Origin of the sequence: Paraburkholderia sp. BR14312, assembly GCF_040948675.1 — a bacterium.
GTDB lineage: Bacteria > Pseudomonadota > Gammaproteobacteria > Burkholderiales > Burkholderiaceae > Paraburkholderia > Paraburkholderia nodosa_A.
The window spans coordinates 235,845-258,127 of sequence record NZ_JBFPKI010000005.1 but is presented as its reverse complement, the minus strand read 5'-3'; the positions used below and the strand labels follow the sequence as shown (position 1 = coordinate 258,127).

General features: G+C 63.1%; 24 protein-coding genes. 8 read left to right on the top strand and 16 right to left on the bottom strand.

Going from position 1 to position 22,283, the window contains the following annotated elements; all coding sequences use genetic code 11:
• Window positions 1–7 precede the first annotated feature (7 nt).
• The 4 genes from AB3X98_RS16120 to AB3X98_RS16105 all read right to left on the bottom strand — a co-directional run bounded on the left by AB3X98_RS16120 (window position 8) and on the right by AB3X98_RS16105 (window position 3,529).
• Window positions 8–445, bottom strand: coding sequence for an iron-containing alcohol dehydrogenase (locus AB3X98_RS16120; RefSeq protein WP_368602215.1), 438 nt, complete (start codon window positions 443–445; stop codon window positions 8–10).
• A gap of 48 nt (window positions 446–493) precedes the next feature.
• Window positions 494–1,357, bottom strand: a complete 864-nt coding sequence (locus AB3X98_RS16115) for an SDR family NAD(P)-dependent oxidoreductase (protein ID WP_368602216.1) — start codon at window positions 1,355–1,357, stop codon at window positions 494–496.
• Window positions 1,358–2,012: 655 nt separating this feature from the next.
• Entirely contained in the window at window positions 2,013–2,639 is a 627-nt protein-coding gene (locus AB3X98_RS16110; protein ID WP_368602217.1) for a tyrosine-type recombinase/integrase, read from the bottom strand.
• Window positions 2,640–2,914: 275 nt separating this feature from the next.
• On the bottom strand, window positions 2,915–3,529 hold the full coding sequence (locus AB3X98_RS16105) for a TetR/AcrR family transcriptional regulator (protein ID WP_368602218.1): 615 nt from the start codon (window positions 3,527–3,529) through the stop codon (window positions 2,915–2,917).
• Window positions 3,530–3,656: 127 nt separating this feature from the next.
• On the opposite strand from AB3X98_RS16105, the gene AB3X98_RS16100 reads away from it, so the two are divergent.
• Window positions 3,657–4,631: an SDR family NAD(P)-dependent oxidoreductase gene (locus AB3X98_RS16100; RefSeq protein ID WP_368602219.1), complete on the top strand. Its 975-nt coding sequence runs from the start codon at window positions 3,657–3,659 to the stop codon at window positions 4,629–4,631.
• Between the two features lie 420 nt (window positions 4,632–5,051).
• On the opposite strand, the gene AB3X98_RS16095 is transcribed toward AB3X98_RS16100, so the two are convergent.
• The 7 genes from AB3X98_RS16095 to AB3X98_RS16065 form a co-directional block, all read right to left on the bottom strand.
• Window positions 5,052–7,130: an NAD(P)/FAD-dependent oxidoreductase gene (locus AB3X98_RS16095; protein ID WP_368602220.1), complete on the bottom strand. Its 2,079-nt coding sequence runs from the start codon at window positions 7,128–7,130 to the stop codon at window positions 5,052–5,054.
• 52 nt (window positions 7,131–7,182) lie between these two features.
• Window positions 7,183–7,824 carry a DUF1109 domain-containing protein gene (locus tag AB3X98_RS16090; RefSeq protein ID WP_368602221.1) on the bottom strand — a complete coding sequence of 214 codons (642 nt, stop codon included), beginning with the start codon at window positions 7,822–7,824 and terminating at the stop codon, window positions 7,183–7,185.
• A complete protein-coding gene (locus AB3X98_RS16085; protein ID WP_368602222.1) occupies window positions 7,821–8,324 on the bottom strand; it encodes a DoxX family protein in 504 nt (167 codons plus the stop codon). The genes AB3X98_RS16090 and AB3X98_RS16085 overlap by 4 nt, the downstream gene beginning before the upstream one ends.
• A gap of 5 nt (window positions 8,325–8,329) precedes the next feature.
• The gene (locus tag AB3X98_RS16080; protein ID WP_342947303.1) at window positions 8,330–9,109 is read right to left on the bottom strand and encodes a DNA-binding domain-containing protein; all 780 of its coding nucleotides are present in this window, start codon (window positions 9,107–9,109) and stop codon (window positions 8,330–8,332) included.
• Window positions 9,099–9,992: a DUF692 domain-containing protein gene (locus tag AB3X98_RS16075; RefSeq protein WP_368602342.1), complete on the bottom strand. Its 894-nt coding sequence runs from the start codon at window positions 9,990–9,992 to the stop codon at window positions 9,099–9,101. Before AB3X98_RS16075 ends, AB3X98_RS16080 begins: the two co-directional genes overlap by 11 nt.
• A gap of 79 nt (window positions 9,993–10,071) precedes the next feature.
• Window positions 10,072–10,383, bottom strand: coding sequence for a DUF2282 domain-containing protein (locus tag AB3X98_RS16070; RefSeq protein ID WP_069266451.1), 312 nt, complete (start codon window positions 10,381–10,383; stop codon window positions 10,072–10,074).
• A 336-nt stretch (window positions 10,384–10,719) separates the two neighbouring features.
• The gene (locus AB3X98_RS16065; protein ID WP_368602223.1) at window positions 10,720–10,872 is read right to left on the bottom strand and encodes a hypothetical protein; all 153 of its coding nucleotides are present in this window, start codon (window positions 10,870–10,872) and stop codon (window positions 10,720–10,722) included.
• Here AB3X98_RS16065 and AB3X98_RS16060 point away from each other — a divergent pair.
• Both AB3X98_RS16060 and AB3X98_RS16055 read left to right on the top strand, forming a co-directional pair.
• Complete coding sequence (locus AB3X98_RS16060; RefSeq protein WP_368602224.1) at window positions 10,871–12,067, top strand: NnrS family protein; 1,197 nt, start codon at window positions 10,871–10,873, stop codon at window positions 12,065–12,067. The two genes, AB3X98_RS16065 and AB3X98_RS16060, sit on opposite strands and share 2 nt — an antisense overlap.
• A gap of 96 nt (window positions 12,068–12,163) precedes the next feature.
• Window positions 12,164–12,688 (top strand): heme-binding protein, encoded by a 525-nt coding sequence (locus AB3X98_RS16055; RefSeq protein ID WP_368602225.1) that lies wholly within the window; start codon window positions 12,164–12,166, stop codon window positions 12,686–12,688.
• A gap of 27 nt (window positions 12,689–12,715) precedes the next feature.
• Here the strand turns inward: AB3X98_RS16055 and AB3X98_RS16050 are convergent, their stop codons facing one another.
• The gene (locus AB3X98_RS16050; protein WP_368602226.1) at window positions 12,716–13,366 is read right to left on the bottom strand and encodes a FadR/GntR family transcriptional regulator; all 651 of its coding nucleotides are present in this window, start codon (window positions 13,364–13,366) and stop codon (window positions 12,716–12,718) included.
• A gap of 223 nt (window positions 13,367–13,589) precedes the next feature.
• Here AB3X98_RS16050 and AB3X98_RS16045 point away from each other — a divergent pair, with 223 nt between their 5' ends.
• Genes AB3X98_RS16045 through AB3X98_RS16030 form a run of 4 tightly spaced genes read left to right on the top strand, consistent with a single transcriptional unit; the run spans window position 13,590 to window position 18,712 of the window.
• The gene (locus tag AB3X98_RS16045; protein ID WP_368602343.1) at window positions 13,590–15,374 is read left to right on the top strand and encodes a gamma-glutamyltransferase family protein; all 1,785 of its coding nucleotides are present in this window, start codon (window positions 13,590–13,592) and stop codon (window positions 15,372–15,374) included.
• A 33-nt stretch (window positions 15,375–15,407) separates the two neighbouring features.
• A complete protein-coding gene (locus tag AB3X98_RS16040) occupies window positions 15,408–16,820 on the top strand; it encodes an MFS transporter (RefSeq protein ID WP_368602227.1) in 1,413 nt (470 codons plus the stop codon).
• A gap of 30 nt (window positions 16,821–16,850) precedes the next feature.
• Window positions 16,851–17,402 (top strand): GAF domain-containing protein, encoded by a 552-nt coding sequence (locus AB3X98_RS16035; protein WP_342947309.1) that lies wholly within the window; start codon window positions 16,851–16,853, stop codon window positions 17,400–17,402.
• 17 nt (window positions 17,403–17,419) lie between these two features.
• Window positions 17,420–18,712: an MFS transporter gene (locus tag AB3X98_RS16030; RefSeq protein WP_069266543.1), complete on the top strand. Its 1,293-nt coding sequence runs from the start codon at window positions 17,420–17,422 to the stop codon at window positions 18,710–18,712.
• 151 nt (window positions 18,713–18,863) lie between these two features.
• Here the strand turns inward: AB3X98_RS16030 and AB3X98_RS16025 are convergent, their stop codons facing one another.
• The 3 genes from AB3X98_RS16025 to AB3X98_RS16015 are packed head-to-tail and all read right to left on the bottom strand — an operon-like array spanning window position 18,864 to window position 20,837.
• Complete coding sequence (locus AB3X98_RS16025) at window positions 18,864–19,373, bottom strand: DUF1697 domain-containing protein (RefSeq protein ID WP_368602228.1); 510 nt, start codon at window positions 19,371–19,373, stop codon at window positions 18,864–18,866.
• A gap of 23 nt (window positions 19,374–19,396) precedes the next feature.
• Complete coding sequence (locus AB3X98_RS16020) at window positions 19,397–20,146, bottom strand: Pr6Pr family membrane protein (RefSeq protein WP_368602229.1); 750 nt, start codon at window positions 20,144–20,146, stop codon at window positions 19,397–19,399.
• Between the two features lie 58 nt (window positions 20,147–20,204).
• Entirely contained in the window at window positions 20,205–20,837 is a 633-nt protein-coding gene (locus tag AB3X98_RS16015) for a TetR/AcrR family transcriptional regulator (protein ID WP_368602230.1), read from the bottom strand.
• Between the two features lie 263 nt (window positions 20,838–21,100).
• On the opposite strand from AB3X98_RS16015, the gene AB3X98_RS16010 reads away from it, so the two are divergent.
• The gene (locus AB3X98_RS16010; RefSeq protein ID WP_342947313.1) at window positions 21,101–21,412 is read left to right on the top strand and encodes a hypothetical protein; all 312 of its coding nucleotides are present in this window, start codon (window positions 21,101–21,103) and stop codon (window positions 21,410–21,412) included.
• A 175-nt stretch (window positions 21,413–21,587) separates the two neighbouring features.
• On the opposite strand, the gene AB3X98_RS16005 is transcribed toward AB3X98_RS16010, so the two are convergent.
• Window positions 21,588–22,007 (bottom strand): hypothetical protein, encoded by a 420-nt coding sequence (locus AB3X98_RS16005; RefSeq protein WP_368602231.1) that lies wholly within the window; start codon window positions 22,005–22,007, stop codon window positions 21,588–21,590.
• Between the last annotated feature and the right edge of the window lie 276 nt (window positions 22,008–22,283).

Below are 22,283 nucleotides of genomic sequence, written 5' to 3'. Positions count from 1 at the left end.
ATCGGGATTACGAGGCAAGCCGCGCGGACCCCTCGTATACGCCCTCAGACGTATAGCGGACGGCGACAGCGCTACACGGTGCGTCCGTTGACGCAATCGTCGGAACGATGACGGTCCGCGCGTTGGCTTCGAATGCCGCAATCTTGACGGTGTCTGCTGTCTTTCCCCCGCCGACGCCCACGAGAATCTGGCTCTCCTTGCCTCTGGCGATTGCGGCCACGCGCGCGATTTCAGCCAGAGTACATTCGCCGTCGAACTTCTCCAGATGTACCGACAGCTTGGCACCTTCGAGATCGCGCTGTAGTGAACTGCCGAAGCGGTCGAACAGAAACGGATCGATCAGAACGAGCACGTTGCGGCCCAACGGTGCAACGTGCTGTGAAAGGTACGAGATCTCACCCGCGCGCTGGATATATTTTCCGGGCCCGGCATAAGCGCTGGTCATGCTGGGTGTCTCCTTTGTATTTGATATGGCAGCGTCAAAAAGTATCGGCTAACCTTGAACCGAATATCCACCGTCTACCGGAATGACCGCGCCAGTCACGAAGTCGCATTCGCTTGAACAGAGCGCCACTGCAATGCCGGCAAGGTCCTCGGGCTTGCCCCAGCGCCCCTGAGGCGTGCGGCTCAAGATGCCCGCTTCGAGGTCAGGGAAAAGCCGTTTCGCCTCGGCGGTCAGATCGGTTTCGATCCAGCCAGGCAGCAACGTGTTGACCTGAATGTTATGAGGTGCCCATTCAACAGCCCACGCTTTGCCGAGCTGCACGATTCCGCCCTTGCTGGCCGCATAGGCCGAACCGTAGGTCGTGCCGAACAGGGAGAGCATCGAGCCGATATTGATAATCTTGCCGCCACCTGCGCGCGTGAACGCACCATAAATAGCCTGAGCGCAGAAATGCGCGCCGCTCAGGTTCGTATCGACAATCTGGTGCCATTCCTCGGCGCCTAGCTCGTGCCCTTGCTTGCGGATATTCATGCCAGCGTTGTTCACAAGGATATTTAGACACCCGAAATGCTGCTCGGCCTGCTCGATTGCCTTGGTGCACTCGCCATGATTCGTGATGTCGGCTTGAATGAAATGGCCGTTTGCACTACCGCCTGACAGCGATTCAATTGCAGCACGGCCCTTCCATCGATCGCGACCAATCAGCACAACACGCGCACCAGCCGCAACCACGCCGCGAGCGATGCCGAGCCCAATGCCGCTCGCTCCACCCGTAATGACCGCCACCTTTCCTGAAAGGTCGAACATTGTTGTCTCCTTTTTAAGTTTGAGATACGAACCGGGAATGAGGATAGCCGAGCAGGATTCGGTACGGTGCAGGGAGCTTGCACGACATTTTTCGTCGGCGAGCATTCATAAAACGCATGCTTGGCGACGTGCAAATTTGCGATTGAATCGCCTCGGGAGTTCCGGGGACTGTTTTGCTCGAGTCATGCTACGGAGGCAGACCCATTGAATTTCGCATAATCGGCTTTTGCCTCGTCAGGCGTATCGTTCCCGACCGGTCCGAATGCGCGGCGATGCAACGATGAACGTCGTAACGCTCTACGGATATTTCGTGGCGCCGATTTGCGAACCCGGCATTGTGTTGCCGAGCGAGTGTCTACCGCAGATCGTGGCCGACGACTCTTCGCGTGCGTATGTTCGCTGCCGCTTCGCCCGCTCACCACGGAAGACTAGTGAGAGTGAGCAGTCCGGTACGAACTCGCCGTGCGCTTCATGAGCAACTCGTGCTTTCCGATCGGACGAGTGTCGGGCATGTCGGGCCTTGTGGGATATGCGCATCAGGGGACGTTCACGAACTGGTTCGTCGTCGGGCGTTTCGGCATGACGCCGCGCGCCTGGCGCAATAACCGCATGGGATGGTTGTGCTGATCATCAGGTAATTTTTTGGGAAGCGGTAGCAAGTGTCCGTTACTTGGGCCGGTGCCGCCGTTAGAATGTCCGCGCCGAACCGACGCCCAGTGTCTGTTCATGGCCGGCAAGCGTCCTCTCGCCGGCCGTCGCGTTAGACCTCTGTTTGCTCTGCCATTTCGAGAGCGTCGTCGACCTCAATGCCGAGGTATCTCACGGTGCTCTCGAGCTTGGTATGACCAAGCAACAACTGCACTGCCCGAAGGTTCTTCGTCCGCCGGTAAATCAACGAAACTTTCGTGCGACGCATGGTGTGCGTGCCATAGGCGGTATCGTCGAGCCCGATGGAGGCGATCCATCGATGGACAGTCCGGGCATATTGTCGCGTTGAAATATGTGGCGATGCATGCAGCCGACTCGGGAACAAGTAGTCGGTGGGCTTCAATCTGCGGGCCGCCATCCAGGCTTCAATGCCTTGACGAGTCTGCTCCGTGATTTCGAACTGAACCGGTCGCTGCGTCTTCTGCTGCATGACCATTGCCCGTGATCCGACGTGAGAGCCCTGACAGATATCCTGCACAAGTAGCCGCGTCAGATCACATGCCCGAAGTTTGCTATCAATCGCGAGATTGAACATTGCCAATTCGAGGGTGTTTGCAGACATCTGGAGCCGGGTTCGAATCGCCCATATTTCCGGAAGCTTCAAAGGCGGTTTCTGTCCGGTGAGCTTGCCTTTGTTCCACGGCACTCGGATGCCTACGGCGCCTTTCTGCGTCTCCATGACGATCTCCTTCCAAGGTTGAAGGGAGATCCAGTGTGCGCGTCGTGCCGGTGGACGCTGACCGACCCACAGCAGCCGGTCGTGCAGTCGCGGCCCAAGGGCAGCTTGCGGAGCGGTCCGGTCATCCAGACCACCGTTTAGAGACAGCAGTTCTGCCGGGACTTCCGACGCTCGCCGCCGTATGTTGACAGCTATTCAACGTTCTGGACCGGCTGCCCACCAGGAGATCGAGCTGAGCGGCAGTTACCATTTTTGTTAAGGTTTCCGATAACCCGTCAGGCGCGCCTAGGCAGGAGCACTAGGTCGGTCGCTTCCTCAGCATCTTTGAGGAGCATCTTGCGCGGCGCGCCCATCTGCGCACGCATGGTTAGCCCACGCGCTAAATCTGTGACTTGGGTTGCGCGCGCGGCGACGGGAAAGTCAGGTGGGATTTCTCCGGCACTGATCCCGTCCTGAAAACGACGTTCCACCAGCGCCGTCCCGCCCGCGACCGCACTCTGCAGGAATTGCTGAACCTCAGCGTCGTTTACGAGCGGGGCGACGCATATCATAAGGCAGCCCCGGGCAGACCCTTTCTCGGTCGCACTTTCGACGGCGTACCTCAGAAAGCCCAAGATCGAGTCGCGAAGACCCTGTGGTGAGAGGAGTGCCTTCGCGGCTGATGCGCCCTTCCGTTCTGCGTACGCCTTAAGGACGCGCAAGAATATCGCCCGCTTGTCCCCAAAGACGGCATACAGACTCGGTCGTCCCACACCCATCCCGGTGACGAGATCGTCAATCGTCACTCCGTCGTAGCCCTTCGACCAGAACACCTGAATCGCCTTTTCCAGCGCCCCCGTTTCGTCGAAGCTGCGCGGTCGACCTACTGGCCTAGCGGTATTTTGAATCATTTAGTTTAAAACTCCTTGACAGTTCCCTCCGCACCAATTTATAACCGAATAGTTCTAAATTATCAAACTGATCTTGGCCTTGCTGGGCCTTATGACTCGACCATCACCCTTTAACACGGAGACGCCCATGGAACATTCAATCGCGCTCGTCACCGGCACCACTTCAGGGGTCGGTTATGAGGCAGCCCGCTTGCTCGCCGCCAACGGCTACCGCCAAGTCTTCATCACCGGGCGCAGCTTGGCCCGGGTTCAAGAAACCGCCGCTCAGCTCGCGGCTCAGACCAGGAAACAGGTATTTTCGCCGCTGGAGCTGGAGCTGGACGAGCCGACCAGCGTTCAATCCGCCCTCGCCGAGTTGGAAAAGCGAGGTCAGCCGATTCATTTTCTACTGCTAAATGCCGGAATGGTCCCAGGTAAGCAGCGGGTGATCACTGCGGCGGGCGTCGAGGCTTCTCAGGCTCCGCTCATCGGCCATCACCAATTGACTGTCGGGTTGCTCCGCGCCAACCTGCTGAGCCCCAATGCGCGGATCGTTATCGCCGGCGCGGAACCCGCCCGAGGGGGCGTACCCATGTTCAAGTACACCGACGTGGACGCACTCGCCGCCAAATACCACCAAGGCGACCTGACCGCTGCTATGGAATCCCTGCTGCGCAACGGTCCTAACGTGAAGTATGTACCCAACAATGCGTATGCCGACGCGAAGCTCATTGTTGCTTGGTGGGCTGCTGCGCTCGCGCGTCGGCTGCCCTCCGGCATGGCCGTGTTCGCTGTCTCGCCCGGTGCGGCGACCGCCACCAATGTGGGGCGAAACGCTGGCTGGGCGGTGAAATATCTGATGATCCCAATCGTGAACCTCATTCCCGGCATGAATCAGACGCCGGAGACTGCGGCCCGTCGGTACCTTCAGGCGTCGAAGTTTGGAACCGACGTCTCAGGGCAATTCTTCGCGTCGGCTAAAGGGAAATTCACTGGCCCAATTCAGGCGCAGCGCCAGCCGCACCTCCTCGATGGCGCTAATCAAGAAGCCGCGTGGCAGGCGGTTGCCAATGTCTCTGGCGTCAACTGGTCGTACGCGGAATCCTTACGCGCGGTGTCCTGAAGGCGCGCCGGTCGCGACGAAATGGTCGCAGTTGCCAGAATCAGCGGGCGATTGGGTAGTTACATGATCGCCCACGGGCAATACGGTATTTTTGAATAAATAGTAGTGCAAAGTAGCTAAGTATCGCCAAAGTAGTAACCGTAACCCTCTCAAGGGAAACACATATGAACCGGTACCAAGATAAAGAGGTGGTGATTATCGGCGGCACGAGCGGCAAGGGGCTCGCGACAGTGAAGATGCTCCTCGACGGCTGGTGGCAAGCCGTAGCAGCCGTTCGAGTGTCCGCGCGCGTACGTCGGCGCGTGTCGGAAACTGGCCGCCTACGGCCTAACCCATATGCTGCCCGCAGCTACCCTCAACCGTCACTCGACCCAGTGACGCTTTGATTGCCAGTTGCCCGAGGTGGGCGCACAGCGGATATCAACTCGACGGTCTGTCGGAAGCCGGTTCGGTAATGAGTCGCGTGCTGCGTCGGTAGGTGACATAGGCCCAGAGCCAATCCAGCATGACCTTCACCCTGTTCGGCCCTCCGGTGAGAAACGCGATATGTGCGGCGCCCCAGAACCACCACGCTGGCGCACCCCACATGCGGATGGGGCCGATTTCTGCCACCGCGGCCTGACGCCCGATCGTTGCCAGGCTGCCGAAATGCTTGTATCGAAACGGCGGAGGCGGACGGCGACCCGCAAGCTGTGCGTCGATCACGCGCGCTGCATATCTTCCCTGCTGTTTGGCGGCAGGCGCCAACCCCGGCACCGCTGCTCCGTTCCAGCCCAGACTCGCAGCGGCGTCGCCAATCGCATAGATGCCTTCTGCGGCCGGAACGGAGAGATCGTCGTTCACCTTGATTCGTCCAGACGCGTCCTCTGGCTGGTTTAGCCATCTGGCGACCGGAGACGCTGCCACTCCGGCAGCCCACAAGATGGTTCGGGATGCAATGCGATCCTTGCCGAGGTCGGCGCCCTCCTGATCGACGCCCAGCACCCTGGTATCGAGGTAGATCGTGACCCCCAGCTTGCGAAGGGAACGTTCCGCGGCGGCAGACAGGGAAGGCGGGAACGTCGGCAGAACGCGAGGGCCGGCATGGACCAGAATGACGCGCGAGGTCGACGGATCGATCGTGCGATATTCCTGATCCATCCCGTGGTGCGCCAGTTCCGCGATGGCGCCGGCCAGCTCGATGCCCGTCGGTCCTCCGCCGACGATGATGAACGTCAGCCACGCGGCACGGGCTGCTTCGTCGGCGGCCGTTTCCGCTTCTTCAAATGCCCGCAGCAGACGGCTCCTGATCGAGGTCGCGTCCTCGATGCTCTTGAGCCCGGGCGCGTAAGGCGCCCAGTGATCGTTGCCGAAGTAACTGTGACGCGCGCCGGTCGCGAGTACGAGATAGTCGAATTTGAGGCTGGCTGCGCCGATCAGCACTTCGCGGGCGGCGGTGTCGATGCCTGTGACGCTTCCCAGACGGACCTGGACATTTCGCTGGCCACGAAAGAGGCTCCGGATCGGCGTCGCGATTTCGCCGGGCGACAACGCTGCTGTCGCGATCTGATAGAGCAACGGTTGAAACAGATGATGATTCCGCTGGTCGATGAGGGTGATCCGGCAGCGCGAATTGCGCAGGCCGCGAACGGTCTCGATCCCGCCAAAGCCGCCGCCGACCACCACGACATGCGGACACTCGTCCAGCGTGCCTTCTTCTTTGTCCGGGCGGTCGAGCACCCAGCGGGCGAGCCAATGATCCACCGAGATGGCGCCGGGCCCCGTGGCGACAAACGTAAGCAGCAGGAGAAGCATGGCCAGCCGGTCGTCCATGGACATGGCGATGCCAGCGAGTGGAACCATGGCGGCATAGACGAACATCGCCGGCCGCGTCAACCAGCCGAAGGCGATGCAGAATGCGAGCAGCGCAGCGACCCATGTGGGGTAGGTGAACAGTGCCGCCAGACCTTGATGGGCAGCCTGCCCGAAAAGGGTAGGCGTCAATGCGGAGGCGAGACTGAGCGACGCCGCTATGCCTGCGCGCGAGACGAGCAGGAGCACAGGTGACACATACCGCTCGATCAGCTCATAGCATTTGCTGACCTGTCGGGCCGGGCCAAGTGGCGCCCACGCCAGGCCTCGCGCCAACATCGCGTCGAGGGAGAATGTTCCCGGACCCAGCACGACCAGCCAGGCGAGCAAAACAAGCGTTGTGCCGTCCGGGCCGAGGGCGATCGATCCGTAGCCGCCAACGAGCAACGCAAGCGCGATGGGCCGGGTCAGCAGGCCAGCGGTGAGCAGGAGCGGCACGATACCGTGCAGCGCTGCCTCCACGCTGGACGGCGCATGCAATCCGGCAGCGGTTGAGCCGCTGTGATTGCCTTGCGCCATGGTCATGATCTGATCCACGAGCACGACCTGCCCAAACCAGACGCGAGTGGCAAGAAGCAGCCAAGGCATGCAAAGCGCACGTAGTTTGGGCGCGAAGCGGATCAGCGGTTTGAAGGCGTTCCAGAACATACGGCACCCTTTCGAACGATCCATCACGGCGCATGCGGCGTCGACGCGAATCTCACCAGCGCAGACAATGCGGCGCGACGGCCGAGCCGACTGCAGTCGTGATGACGATGGCGAGCACGTACCAGACTCCCCAGAATGGGACCGCCATCTCCGAGCAATAGAGCGAGTAGACGAGCAAGCCCTGCGCGCCTGCCAGCAGACCCGCGCCTGCGCCGGCCAGGGCGAGGCGCGTCGGCGCGAGCTGCTTCATCGCGCGCAATATCGCAGCGAGCGAGGGCAGCGAGAGCAGCACGACGTTCGCCGTCGCCGTGCGCCATGTCGTGCCGAGCATCAACTCGAGCCGGTAGCCCGGCGGCGTCGCCAGCAGAACGCTGCCGGCGGCGAGCAGCATGGAGGCCACCGGCAGCGCCGCCGCGAGCCCCGCGAGCCTGAGGTGCGCGCCGGGGCGGCCCAGCCGCTCGGCGAGCGCCACGGCCGCGGCGATGATCGCGAGCGGGAACGCGAGGCGCACCCAGAACATCGTCGTGAGGATCAGCTCGGGCATGTCGCTGCGCACGCCGTACAGCGCAACCAGCAGGGCCGCGCTACCGGCGAGGCCGTGCAGCAGTGCGCGCGTGAGCCGCCTTGGGCCGGCGTTGCGCTCGATGGGCGACACGTCGCTCGCGAGCCGGGTGACCAGCTCTCGCGTTTTCATGACCGGTACGCGCGGTCTCCGAGCAGGTAGTCGATCGATATCGCGCCGGGGCCCCAGGCGGCGATGCCGAGCGCCATGGCGGCCCACGTGATGTGGATCGGCCAGCCGTCCGGCACCGTCAGCTCGATGATGCAGGTCATCAGCAGCAATCCTGCGGCCGCGAAGCGCGTGCCGAACCCGAGCACGAGCAGCACCGGGAAACCGACCTCGCCGCACGCGGAGAGGAACGCGAAGAGGGCCGGCGCGGGAAACGGATACGGACCGCCGGGCAGATGGAGCTTGAATTCGTCGGTGAAGAGATCGATGGCCGTGTCGTTGAGCTGCAGGAACCCGTGCCACTTGAGGATGCCCGATTTCCAGAAAGGCACGGCAAGCGCAATGCGCAGCACGAGTTGCACGAACGACGGTTGTGCGAGCCGTTCGATGAAGCGCCGGGCGCACCCGATCGCGTGCGCGACGTTGCCCGCGAAAGACGGTCTGGAGTCCTGTCGAGTTTGCATGATGGTTACGCTCCTGGTTGAACGGCGGCGAACACGCCCGCCGAAATCATTGCGGCCAGGCTGGCCGGCAGGTCAAAGGCGGCGCTCTCCTCGAAGGCTGCCTGCGCGGCGGCGCCGAGCGGCATGCCCTCGATGAGTGCGAGCAGAAACGCAGCGCCGCCCGCGGGCAGGCGCGAGACAATCACGTCGTAATCGGGCCGCGTGACGAGCGCGTCTTCCGCATCGCTCGAATGCAGCGGGGTGACGGGGCCGGGCGTCCGGTTCATCGCGAAGATCGCGGCGGCCGGGTAGCGCGAGCGCACGATGCGAGTAGCCGGATGCGGGACAAAGCGCAGTTGCGCTAGCGAATCCGCATCGACGCCCGCGAATGCGTCGGCCGCAAGCGGTGTGGCGTCCCCGGCGTGATAGGCGTCGAGCCACGCGCGCTCGATGCGTGCCGTATCCGCAAGCCACGGCATGTCACGCGCGTACTCCCAGGTTTCGATGAACGACGGAAAATCGCGTCCGTACTCGAACAGGAGCGGCGAAGCCGGTGGCGTAGCGCGCACGTGAGAGCGCGCCATCGCGCGGAAGAACTCGACGCCCGTGATGCGCTGCACGGCGGGATAGATCGCGGCCAGCGCATCGATGAGGCTGACCGTGACGTTGTTGCGATAGACGTTGTAGCGCTTCACGACGCCCTTGCCGTGCGCCGCCACGACACCGTTCGGTGCGGCGAGGTCGGGGTTCGTCAGTCCCGGCGCGAAGGCCGTCGCGTAGTCGCTCGCGGATGGCTCAGGCTTCATGGCTGGCACGCTCCATGAGGTATGTATCGGACTCCGATGTATTGTTGCGAAAAAATTCGGAAGCGATGCGCCGGGCCGCCAATGCTTGTGCGCGCAGTTCGGGCCACGCAGGCAACTGGCTGTCCCATTCCACCAGTGTCGGTATGGGTCCGGTGCGTGCGATCACGTCGCGGTAGAGCGCCCAGACCGGATCGGCGACGGCGCGGTCGTGGCTGTCGATGAGCAGTGGCGCATGCTCGTCGTCGTGCTGCTCGCTGTAGCCGGCCAGGTGAATCTCGCCGACGTATTCGAGAGGAAAGTCCGCGAGGTACGTGTGTGCCGGATAACCGTGATTGGTCGCTGAAACGAAAACGTTGTTGACGTCGAGCAGCAGCCCGCAGCCCGTGCGCTGCGCGACTGCGCGGATGAATTCCGTTTCGCTCATCGTCGACGAGGCGAATGCCACGTACGTCGACGGATTCTCGAGCAGCATCGGACGTCCAATGGCTGCCTGCATCTGATCGATGTGATCGCAGACCTTATCGAGTGTCGCCTTCGTGTAAGGCAGTGGCAGCAGATCGTTGAAGAACGTGCCGCCGTGCGAAGACCACGCGAGGTGTTCGGAAACGAGTGCGGGTTCGTAGCGCGCGACCAGCTCGCCAAAGCGCGCGAGATGGCCGGCGTCGAGCCGGTCCGGTCCGCCGATCGACATGCACACGCCATGCAGCGAGACCGGATAGCGCTCGCGGATCGCGCTCAATGCGCGGTGCGGCGGACCGCCTGCGCCCATATAGTTCTCGGCGTGCACCTCGAAGAAGCCGTCCTGCAGACCGTCTTCGAGAATCGCCGCGAGATGCTCATGCTTGTAGCTGGTGCCTGCTAGCGCAGCCGCGCCGGGCGCCATGCGAAGGGGACGGCCGGGCCGCGCCGCTGATTGCATGGGAGTGCTCATGACCGTCCCCTCTCTTTCGTGGTCGTAGCGATCAGGACTTGATCGGCGTGAGCGAGCCGTGGCCACCGCCTGGCACGACGATGCTCGCGCAGGTGCCACCCTGAACGAACTTCCACGAGTTGCCCTGGAAGTCGACCGTCGAGGTTCCCTGACAGGTCGTGCCGGGACCGGCGGCGCAGTCGTTTTGCCCCTTCAGCGCGACGCCGAAGCACTTCTCCTTGTGCGCGGCGACGGCGGCGTTCATCTCTTCCTTCGTGAGCGGTGCGGCATGTGCGACTGAAGCCAGCAGGCTGGCAACGGCGCCTGCAAGCAGGGCGGAACTAACAGTGGTCTTTGCGGACATGGACGTTCTCCAGTGATTGAGATTTGAGGTATCCGTCGCGGATACACCAGCTAATTCGCGCAATGCAGTGGGCCGGTTACAGCGATCGATTTATTTTTGCGCGAAGCTTCGAAGGGAGGGGGAAAGCAAAACCCTTTCAAGCTCTGCCAAGCTTTATCGCGCAAAAAACTTCAGCTTGTAACCGCGATGCGCAATCGCCGAATCGGGTGGGATGACCTGATCCCGGTCGACGTTTTAGGGCGAAGGCGTTCAGCGAGTAACAAAAATGGGAGACGAACATCCAGGCTGTCTTTGAGGAGGGAATGGGGCGCGACATTACACCGCTCTTTCAGATTTTCATGTCGATTGTCCACGCCCGACGCCGGTTTTCGGGTTTTTTGCCTGACTTTTTAATTGCTTTTGTGCCGCACCATTCAATTTCCCGGCGGCAATTCTCAGCCAGTCCATATAAGATGCATTTAAAATGAATGTATTGGCGAGAGCGATCATGACCGTTTTTCGAATCGAAGAATCCACCCCCGCGGCCCGCGGCGGTTTCGCGCTGTGGGCGCTCGGCTTCCGGCCGTTCTACCTTGGCGGCGCGCTCTTTGGCGGCGCGGCGCTGCTGGCCTGGATGGCCGCGTATGCCGGCCATCCGTTGCCGGGTCTCAGTTCCTACCTGCCTGGCATGTTCTGGCACGCGCACGAGATGATTTTCGGCTTCGGCGCGGCGATCGTGGCGGGTTTTCTGCTGACCGCCGTGCGCGCGTGGACGTCGATCACGCCGGCGCAGGGCAAGTCGCTGGCGGCGCTGTGGCTGTTGTGGCTCGCGGGGCGCATCACCGTTGCTTACGCACCGTCCGGCGTCGCCGCCGTGGTCGACAGCCTCTTTCTCCCCGCATGCGCGCTCGTGCTGCTGCGCGTGCTCATCGGCGCCAGGAATAGCCACAACATCTTCTTGCCGGTCGCGCTCGGCATGCTCGCCGCGCTGAATGTGGCGTTCCATCTTTCGATGCTGGCGGGCCGCGCGGACTGGGCGCTGCACAGCGCGTATCTCGCCGTGGGCATGCTGGTGCTGTTCATCACGATCATCGGCGGGCGCATCATCCCGTCGTTCACGGCCAATGCCGTGCCCGGCTACGCGGCACAGCGCTGGAACGCGGTCGAGCGCGCGGTGATGCCGCTCAGCGCGCTGGCGTTCGTGCTCGACGCCGCGCTCGGCTCCGGCGTGCTCGTTGCGATCGCCGCGCTCGCGGCGGCGTGCGCACAAGGTACGCGAATCTGGGGTTGGCGTTCGTGGCGCGTCGGCAACCGGCCGATCCTGACTATCCTGCACATCGCCTATGCCTGGATCCCCGTCGGCTTTGTGCTGCTCGCGCTCGCAGCAATGGGTTCGGTCGCGCATACGCTCGCCATTCACGCGTTCACGGTGGGCGCTATCGGTGGCGCGATCATGGCGATGATCACACGCACGGCGCGCGGACACACGGGTCGCAAACTGGTGGCGGGCGGCTTCGATATCGCCTGTTATGTGTTGCTCGTGCTTGCCGCGCTGATTCGCGTGGCGGGACCCTGGCTCGCGCCGCAGTGGCTCCCGTTCTGGATCGAAGCGTCGGGCGCGTGCTGGGTCGTTGCGTTCGCAGCCTATTGTTATCGCTACGCAGGCTGGCTGGTGGCGCCGCGTGTCGATGGTAAGGAGGGCTGATTCATCGGCCTTGCACAAGGCGTATCGCGCGAGTATGTTGACTGGCAGGGCTGCGCGCGCGTAACGCCTTGGCCCGCCGATGAAGGAGGGTGTGCAATGCATCACTCTGTTCAGATCGCAGGCGCGGCCTGTCTCATCTTTGTAACCTCGGTGCAGGCTCAAACGTCAGCTTCCGCGCCGCCAGCGGCTGCCGTGCCCGAGCGCATGCCTTACGACATTCCTTACGGTTCGCCTATCGGGCTTGATGCGGCGAAGCATCTGCTTGCGCTTGCTGAAGCCGAGGCACGCAGGCACGACTGGAAAATGAACATCGCCGTGGTCGATCCGCATGGCGATCTCGTTGCCTTCGAGCGTATGGATGGCGCGCAATACGCCTCTGTCGAGGTTTCGCAGAACAAGGCGCGCACGTCCGCACGCTTTCGCCGCGAGACCCGCGTTTTCTATAACCAGTTCGAGAGCGGTCATGCCTACGTTGCCACGCTCGTGCCGGACCTCGTGGCTTCGCCGGGCGGCTTTCCGCTCGTCGAGGACGGCAAGGTGATCGGCGCGATCGGCTGCAGCGGCGGCACGGGCGAACAGGATGCCGTCACGTGCAAGGCGGCGGCTTCGACCGTGAAGTAAGCGCGCGGAACGCCGTAGCTTCTTCCGTCAATGCGGCGAGCCGTACCCCTGGACCTTCAGCAGATGCTCGCGCATGCAACGCGCGGCGGTTTCGCCGTCGCGCGCGAGAATTGCCTCGACGATGGCCTGGTGCTGCTGTGCGAAATGATGGCGCGTGGCCTGATCCGTGGTCTTTTCACGTTGGGTCGGCTTGACCCGCATGCCGTTGATCACTTCCATGAGGGCAATGATCGCGGGATTGCGCGAGGCCTGTGCGATCAGCAGATGAAAGCGCTGGTCCCATAGTTGCCACTCCTCATCGTTTTTTGCCGTCGCGTTCCGTTTCGCGCACTTCTCCAGTTCAGCCAGATCCTCGGGCGTGGCCTTGGCGGCGGCAAGCCCGGCTAATGCCGGCTCGAACATGAGGCGCATCTCCGCGATGTCGGCCGGGCTCGTACGCGAGCGCAGGCCGCGCAGCGTGGGCGCGAACTTCAGCGGCCGCGCGCCCAGATACGTGCCGCGGCCCACGCCGCGCCAGATCCGGCCCGATGCCTCCAGCGAGGCGAGCGCCGTGCGCAGTTCGCGGCGGCTCACGCCGAGGTCCTCGGCGAGCTTGCGTTCGGGAGGCAACGCGTCGCCGTCTTTCAAGCGGTGCTGTGCGATGTAGGCAAGCAGACTGTCGAGCACGGACCTTTCCATGATGTAGCGTGAACCAATATGAATTGGTTTGATTCTATCAGTTGTGCTGCGCCGCGCAACCGTGCGCTCGTCAAATCGACGTAATCTACGGTTCTCCGTAGATGTACAGGGTTAACACGGGGTGCAGCCAAAAATCTTCCTTCGTATGCTGATCGTGAAGGGTTTTGGAACCAATCTCGAAAGGTTCGACTACAGGCCGAACCTTTCACCCAGGGAGTGGATGATGTCGTTTACAACGCGTCCGGAGCTGATCGGAACCTTCGGGATGGTGGCGTCCACGCATTGGCTCGCCAGCGCGTCGGCGATGGCGGTGCTCGAGAAGGGCGGTAACGCGTTCGATGCGGCTGCTGCTGCCGGCTTCGTGCTGCAGATCGTCGAGCCGCATCTCAACGGCCCCGGCGGCGAGTTGCCCGTCGTGTTCTACAGCGCAAGGGAAGACCGTGTGCGCGTGCTGTGCGGCCAGGGAGTGACGCCGGCGACCATGACGATCGAACGCATGCGCGCGCTCGGGCTCGAAGTCGTGCCGGGCACCGGCCTGCTGCCCGCCGTGGTGCCCGGCGCGTTCGGCGCATGGATGATGATGCTGCGCGACTACGGGCAACTGCCGCTCGAAGACGTGCTGAGCTACGCGATCGGCTACGCGGAGAACGGCTATCCGGTGCTGCCGCGCATGTGCGCGTCGATTCTCGCGATCAAGGACTTTTTTCTCAGCGAATGGACGACCTCCGCCGAGCAATGGCTGCGCGACGGCGACGCCCCCGCTCCAAACGCGTTGTTCGCCAATCCCGCCATTGCCGCCACGTACCGCCGCATCCTGCGGGAGGCGAGCGCGAAAAGCGACCGCGCGGAGCAGTGCGAACTCGCGCGCTCGGCGTTCTACCGCGGCTTCGTGGCCGACGCGATCGACCAGTATTTCCGCTCGACCGACGTGCTCGACACCTCCGGTCTTCGCAATCGCGGCCTGCTCGATGCGGACGATCTCGCACGCTGGGAGCCCACCTACGAGGAAGCGCTCTCGTACGACTACGCGGGCCTGCGCGTGCACAAGACAGGACCGTGGGGCCAGGGGCCGATGTTCCTGCAACAACTCGCGCTGCTCAAGGGCTTCGATCTGGACGCGATGGATCCGTTCGGTGCGGATTTCGTGCACACGGTCATCGAAACGTCGAAGCTCGCGTTTGCCGACCGCGACGTGTTCTATGGCGACCCGCACTTTGCCGACGTGCCGATGCAAACGCTGCTGAGCGACGCGTACAACGACGCGCGCCGCCGTCTCGTCGATCCGCACAAGGCCTCGTTCGAATTCCGCCCCGGGCCGCTTCTCGACAGCGAAGCGCGCGCGGCGCGCATCCTCGCCAACGCAGGGCGCCAGCAGCCGGGCGGCTTCGGGCAGGGCGAGCCGACGTTCGCACCGCTGCCCGAATTGCGCGGCGATACCGTTCATCTCGACGTGGTCGATCGCTGGGGCAACATGGTCTCGGCCACGCCGTCGGGCGGCTGGCTGCAGGCGTCGCCGGCGGTCCCCGGCCTCGGTTTCAACATCACCACCCGCGCGCAGATGTTCTGGATGGAAGAGGGCTTGCCTTCGTCGCTCGGGCCGGGCCGGCGTCCACGCACGACACTCTCGCCCACGCTCGTCACGCGCGAGGGCAAGCCCTATGCGGCGTTCGGCACGCCGGGCGGCGATCAGCAGGATCAATGGTCGATGCAGCTGTTCTTGCGGCACGTGCATGCGGGCATGAACCTGCAGGCCGCCGTGGATGCCCCCTCGTTCCAGACCGCGCATTTCCCCGGCTCGTTTTATCCGCGCTCGATGCAGCTCGGCAAGATGTCGGCCGAGTCGCGCTTTCCCGAAGCCACGCTCGCCGAATTGCGCGCGCGCGGCCACGATCTCACGGTGGCCGAGCCATGGGGGCTCGGGCGCGTGTGCGCGGTGGGCATGCGCAACGGGCTCATGCGCGGCGCGGCCACGCCGCGCCAGATGCAGGCCTATGCGATCGGCCGCTGACCACGCGCCACGCTCAACCGGAACCGACCCACCATGTCCACCGTCGCCGCCCGACTCGAACGACTGCCGCTCGCGGGCTTCCATCGCAAACTGCTGTTGATCGGCGGGCTCGGCTATATGTTCGACGGGCTGGACTCTTCGTCGCTCGCCTTTTTGCTGCCGGTCGTGAGCAAGCTATGGCATTTGACGAGCGCCGAAACGGGACTCGTCGCCAGCAGTACGTATATCGGCTATTTTTTCGGCGCGTTTCTCTCGGGCGTGCTGGCCGACGTAATTGGCCGCCGCCGCATCATGATGAGCGCGCTAGCCATCTACTGCGCCGCATCCATGGCGAGCGCCACGGCGCACGACTGGCATACGTTTTTCGCGCTGCGCATGCTCGCGGGGTTTGGTTCGGGCGCAGAAACGGTCGTCATCGCACCGTTCCTCGCGGAATTCGTGCCGCGACGCTATCGCGGCATGTTCTGCGGCGCGCTGGTCGGATTCATGTCGTTCGGATATCTAAGCTCGTCGATTCTTGGCTATACCGTCGTGCGCAATTTCGCGGACGGCTGGCGCTATCTCGCCGTGCTGACCTCGCTGCCGGTCGTGATGCTGCTCTGGTGGCGCAGGACGTTGCCAGAGTCGCCGCGCTGGCTCGAAAGCCGCGGACGCTCCGCCGAAGCCGACAGCATCGTGCGGGCGATCGAGTCGGGCTACGAGCAGGAGGGCATTGCGCTGGCGCCGCTCGGCTCGGTGGGCGCGATTCCCGCCGCCGCGCAGGGCAGCGGCAGTGCGCTGCAAAACGTGTTGACACTGTTTTCGCGCCGGCTCGTGGGCACGACGGCGGTGAGCTGGCTGATGTGGTTCTCCGTGGCCTTCGCGTATTACTCGTTCTTCTCGTGGATTCCTAGCCTGCTCGTCAAAGAAGGCCTAACGCTCACCAGGAGCTTCGGCTATTCGATTGCCATCTACGGTGCGCAGATTCCAGGCTACTTCTCGGCGGCGTGGCTCAATGAGCGGATCGGGCGCAAGGGCGTCGTGGCCTCCTACATGACGCTTGGCGGGCTCGCCGCGATTGCGCTGGCTTTCTCGCATACGGGCGTGCAGATCACGGTGGCGGGCGTGTGCCTCTCGTTCTTCATGAATGGCGCATTTGCGGGCGTCTATGCCTATACGCCGGAGGTATTCCCGACGGCCGTACGCACGACCGGCACGGGATCTTCGTCTTCGTTCGGTCGCATCGGCTCGGTAAGCGCGCCCATTCTGGTGGGTCTCGTGTATCCGGCGTTCGGCTTCTTCGGGGTGTTCGCCATGACGACCGCTGTGCTGCTGGCGGGCGCTTGCGTCGTGTTTTTCCTCGGCATCGAAACCCGCAATCGCTCGCTCGAAGACATCGAGGCGAGCGGCGCGCAGGCGGAGTTCGATGCGCACAAGCCGCTTGTCCGCGACGGGCTGCGAGGCTGAGCGCGCGCCACTCTCACTCTCGTACGCCCCATGCAAACGCCCCTTTCCCTCGCGAACGAACCCTACGCACTCCAACGCGAACTTGCCGCGCTCGCGCGCCTTTCGCACGTCATTCGCCAGCCCGGGCAACCGGACGCGATTTTCCGCGAAGTGTGCGCCGTCGCCGCCGAAGCCATCGGCTTTCGCCTCTTCACGATCATGGCCTACGACGCCAGGAACCAGGAGGTGGAGCGCATGTTCACGAACATGCCCGACGTCTACCCGCCGGGCGGACGCAAGCGGAAAAGCGGCACGCCCTGGGCGCAGCGCATTCTTTCGGATCTCGAACCGTTTCGCGCCACGACGCCAGAGGGCCTGCGCGAAGCCTTCGACGATCACGCGGTAATGACGGCGATGGGGCTAGGCTCGATACTGAACATACCGGTTGCCTATGACGGCCGCTGCGTCGGGACGATGAACCTCACGCACGTGGAGGGCTGGTACACCGCGCAACACGAAGAAACGGGCCTGCTGCTCGGCGCGTTTCTCGCGCCTGCGCTCGTCGCACATGGCATGTCTTTTGCGGCCCATGCAAGTCTCTGAACGCAGGACCCTTGTCGATGAACACAACGACATCCACCGGAACCGCCAATCGCTGGCTACTTGTCTTCGCGCTCGGCTATCTCGCGCTGCTGGTCGACGGTGCCGACGTCATGATGTACGGCCTCACGCTCTCGCGTATCAAGAGTGAATTCGGCTTGACCAATGTCGAGGCGGGTGCGCTCGGCAGCCTGACGCTGCTCGGCATGGCGATTGGCGGCATTCTTGGCGGCTGGGCGAGCGACTCGCTCGGGCGCGTGCGCGTGGTGGTCTGGGCGATGGTGCTGTTCTCGGTGGGCGCGGGGCTGCTCGGTTTCACGCACAGCTTCCTGGAATTCGCGGTCGTGCGCTTCTTCAGCTCGATGGGCATTGGCTGCATGGTGCTGGTGAGTACGCTCGTGGCCGAATACGTACCCATGGCGCGACGCTCGCTGATACTCGGCGTGCTCCAAACGGCGATCTCCGCAGGCTATATCACAGTGATCGCGCTCAGCACGTGGATCCTGCCGCATTACGGCTGGCGCACGTTGTTTTATGTGGCGGCGGCGCCCGTGCTGCTCGCGTTGGCGATTCACTTCTTCGTGCCCGAGCCGCCGAGCTGGCGCATGAGCGAGGCCGCGGCTCGCCCGAGCGGCCGCCGCTGGCACGACAACCGCTACGCGTTGATTTTCGCGGACCGCGAGGCACGCAGGATGTTCATTTTCTGGTCGCTCGCGTCCGTGTTTGCGCTTTCAGGGTTCTATGGCTTGAACAACTGGTTGCCCACGTATCTGGAAAGCGAATTGCACATCAAATTCAGCTCGATGACGGGGTACATGACCGCGACGTGGGTCGTGGCGTTCATCGGCAAGATCGTGGCTGGCTGGCTGGGTGACATCTGGAGCCGGCGCGGCGTGTATGTGCTGGGCTGTATCGGTGCTGCTGTCTTTCTTCCCGTGATCGTGCTGTTCCATACCCGCGAGAACATTGCGTGGCTGATGCTCGTATTCGGTTTTCTCTACGGCGTGCCGCTGGGCACGATCGGGACGTTCATGTCGGAGAGCTTCGAAACGCGCATTCGCGGCACGGCGGTGGGCGGCTCGTATAACGTGGGACGCTTCTGTTCGGGCGCGGCGCCTATTGTGATCGGCTATATCGCTACGCAGTTTTCGATCGGCATGGGTTTTCTTGTGGTCGGCGCGGTGTTTTTCCTGAGCGGCGTGATGGCGCTGTTCATTCCGGACCGCCTGCACGATACGAGCGAAGGCGATCCGGCGCAGGCGAGTGGGGAGGCTCGGCAGGGGACGTTGACGCCGGCGACTGGCAAAGGGTGACGCGTAGTGGGACACACATTGTATCGACTGCGATGCGTCGCTGCATTTACGCTACGCTAACACCGGCCTGAAAAAACTCCGCTCGTAACTCACGATACAACGCTCTTTTGGTCGTTGAAGTAGAGGCTTGGGCCGTGCTTAAAAGGGCAGCCTACGCTTGCGCCATCTCCAGAAGCTTCGCCACGGTATTCATGTTGCGCGCGGTTCCGGCCTTCGCCGCAGCGATCCTGAGCTTCGAGCGCCCGATACCGTCCTTGTAAAACACGTAGATTTCGCGCTCGCCCAGCTGGAATTCTTCCGCCTGCTGACCGCTCACGTTGTCGAACGCGTCCGAGGGCGGCGGCGTGTCGAGAAAGATCGCGACAGTGCGATCAGGCGCGCCAGCGGGAAAGGGGTTGTCATGCAATACGGCGGCCAATTCGGCAGCCGTACGCACCACCACGCCGACGGGTTTGCCTGCATAAGCCTCGAGGCTCTGCTCGAGCTTCTTTTTCACCGATGCTTCGGCCAGCCAGCTCTCGAACACCACGTTGCCGCTCGCGATATAGGTACGCACTTGCGCGAACCCGAGCGCTTCGCACATGCCGCGAAGTTCTGGCATGGGAAGCTTGCCGGTTCCGCCGACATTCACGGCGCGTAGCAGGGCGATATAGACGGGCATGGGTTCGATCGGGAAGCCAGGAGTTAGTCAGGGCGCCGCAAGTCGGTGACGGCGAGGGCCTCGTTTGCGACGACGGCAGGGCGCCTGCGTGCGTTGATCGTCACGAAGACCGTCATCAGCACCATGAAGGCGGCAAGCAGCAAGGCGCTGTTGACGAGCACATGTGCATAGCCGAGCTGAGCGACGTCGATGAATGGATAGGGGTAGAAGTCAGTCTCGCTGCCGCGCCAGAAGGTGACGGCAAGGTAGCCCAGCGGATAGACGAGCCAGGCGAGGCGGTCGCGAGCAGTCAGGGTGAAGCGCGGCACGAACAGGAGCCAATACGCGGCGCATAGCAGCGGGATCAGGCTATGCAGGCTCTCGTTGAGCAGCGCGCGATAACCGTGCGGCGTCCAGAGATGCCGCAGCAGCAGATTATAAGCAATGCCAACGAAGACGATATACACCGTAACCGCGCTCACGCTGCCCGGAGCGCGGAGCAAGCGTGCCGGCCACGTGCGCACGCGCAGTGCGATGCAGGTGAAGGTGAGCGCAACGAGCAGCACCGTGAGATTGGTGAGGTAGGCCGAAAGCCTGCCGATGGCCTCGAACGTGTCGAAACCGCGCAGCACCATGCGCTGGATCGTAATGTCGGTTTGCGCGGCGAGCGCCCCCCACGCGAGCAGCGCGATCACAGCCGCCAATGCGGTGGCGTAGAGGCCTGGGGGCTGCGCCTGCGCCGTGTCGGCAAGCGGCACGGCAGCCGCGCGTGTGGATAGCGGTGGTTCGGACATGCAGCGATGGTAGCGCACAAAGATCATGCGCGCCTGAAGCCGCTTTTCCCGGTGGCGGCTATTTGCCGTCGGCGCGCTGCGCAGCCGCAACGAGATACAGGCGCACGAGATCGCGCAGTTCGGCCATCAGCACGGCGCGCGCCGATGGCTCTTCGTTGGCGATGCTGGCGACGCCCTTGAGTATGTGAATCAGCACGATCGCCATGACTTTTGCCTTGGCCGGCTTCAGATGCGCGATCGCGCGGCTCAGGATGTCGGCAACGCCGCCGCGCATCGCTTCGCGAAAGCGCCTGCGATGGTCGTCGCTGCCGCTGCGGGCGTCGACGAGTGCAACGGCAAAGCTGCGTTGCGATTGCAACAGCAGCATGAAATCGACGAGCGCATCGGCGACGGCCGCGAGCGTCATCTCCGGAACCTGTTGCTCCAGTTCGGCGAGTCCGTTCTTCGCCTGTTGGGCGTAACGCAGCAACAGTGCTTCGGCCAGCGCCTCCTTGGTCGGGAAGAAGCGATACAGCGAACCGATCGCCGTCGACGCGCGCGCCGCAATTTCGGTCATGGTGGCGGCGTCGTAACCCTTCTCCGTGAAAACGGCGACAGCGGCGTCCTGGATCGCGGCCACGCGCTGGCGGCCCCTTTCGCGTTTGGGCTCGATGCCGCGAGCGGCTTGCGCAACGGGTGTGGATGACGTCATGGCGTTATCTTCAAATGCGAGGATATGAGAGGAATTCCTCGCATATTAGCACGCGGGATGCCTTTGTCGGCCGGACGCAAGAACACGCGTAAATGAGGGTGCGTCTCGACCGCTCGCCGGTCAATTGACTTATGAGAGGCTACCCACTACCATGATTTGCGAGGCTGTCCTCGCATTTCGGCGCGGCGGCGATCGCCGCCGTTGCCGCCCGCCGTTGCCGCCATCACGCTGCCCCTTCCCGTTTGAACGTTCGAGGTTATGACATGCCGTACGTGTGGCTCTTTTTCGCTGGCGCGTTCTTTTGCAACGCGATTCCACATCTGGCTTCCGGCCTGCAGGGGCTGCCTTTTCCCACGCCCTTCGCCCGTCCCCGAGGGCGGGGCGACTCGTCGCCCATCGTGAACGTGGTTTGGGGCTTTGTGAATATCGCGATCGCAATCGCGCTGGGCGCTGGACGTCTCGAGCAACCTGCAACGCGCGAGGACGTCGCGGCGCTGCTCGCGGGCGCGCTCGTCATCGGGCTTTTTCTTGCGTTCCATTTCGGCGCGGTTCAGCGGGAGAAGCGCGCCGATTGAGGTCGAAACAGGCCGCGGCAAGCTCGTGAAAAAAGCAGTTGCGCAGATTAGGGGAAAACCCTATACTTAACCCGTCTCCTCCATGTCTCCTCCTGATATGGATTCAGCCCGCTCTCTCAGCGGGCTTTTTCTTTTCTGGCGCCAATTCGCTCAGGCCGCCAGCCATCCTCGCCAGTCATTCCTTTACGAACACAAAGTCGCATTTGCGTGCGGTCGTGCGCGAGCCGCTGCCTGAAGTCGCGTTGAACTGCGCGCTGACCTCATACGAATAGGGCGCTCGATTGTTGGCGTGCGGCGATGTGGCAGTCAGGCCCTGGGCGACGAGTGTGGCAGAACCGTCCGGTTCGAGCTTGCCGTCCAGCGTGAGCCAGCCACTCGCGTCCCGTTCGCCGTGTTCTCCGTGGAGGACGTTTTGCTGGATTTCGACGGGGAATTGATATCGGTAAGCCGGTGTGTCGCCGACGCCCTTGGGGCACGTGAGCGTCACGTTCCAGTCGCCGTCGAAGGTGCCGGCGGCGTGTGCCGCGGGCGTTCCAGCAAGGCCCGCGCAGACGGCGATGCAGCGCACGGCCAACGTTAATTTACCTACCCGCATTGCGGCTCCCGGTGTCGACTCATCTGGCACTATTCTGACCGCAATTGGCGTGCCGGTATGGGCGCCGTCGCACAGTGTGTTTCGCGGCAACTCGGCGCCTGGGTTGTGCCTTTTGTCAGTCCGGCTGCGCCTTATTTGCGCAACTAACTGTCAAGCCCGGCAACCGCAATCGAATTTGGCCCGCGCGCCCGCAAAAGAATCCGACCATTGCCATGAGCGATACCGGCCTCCAGGACGCGCGGCGCAGAAGCGCGGGTGGGCGTGCTGCGTCTTTTC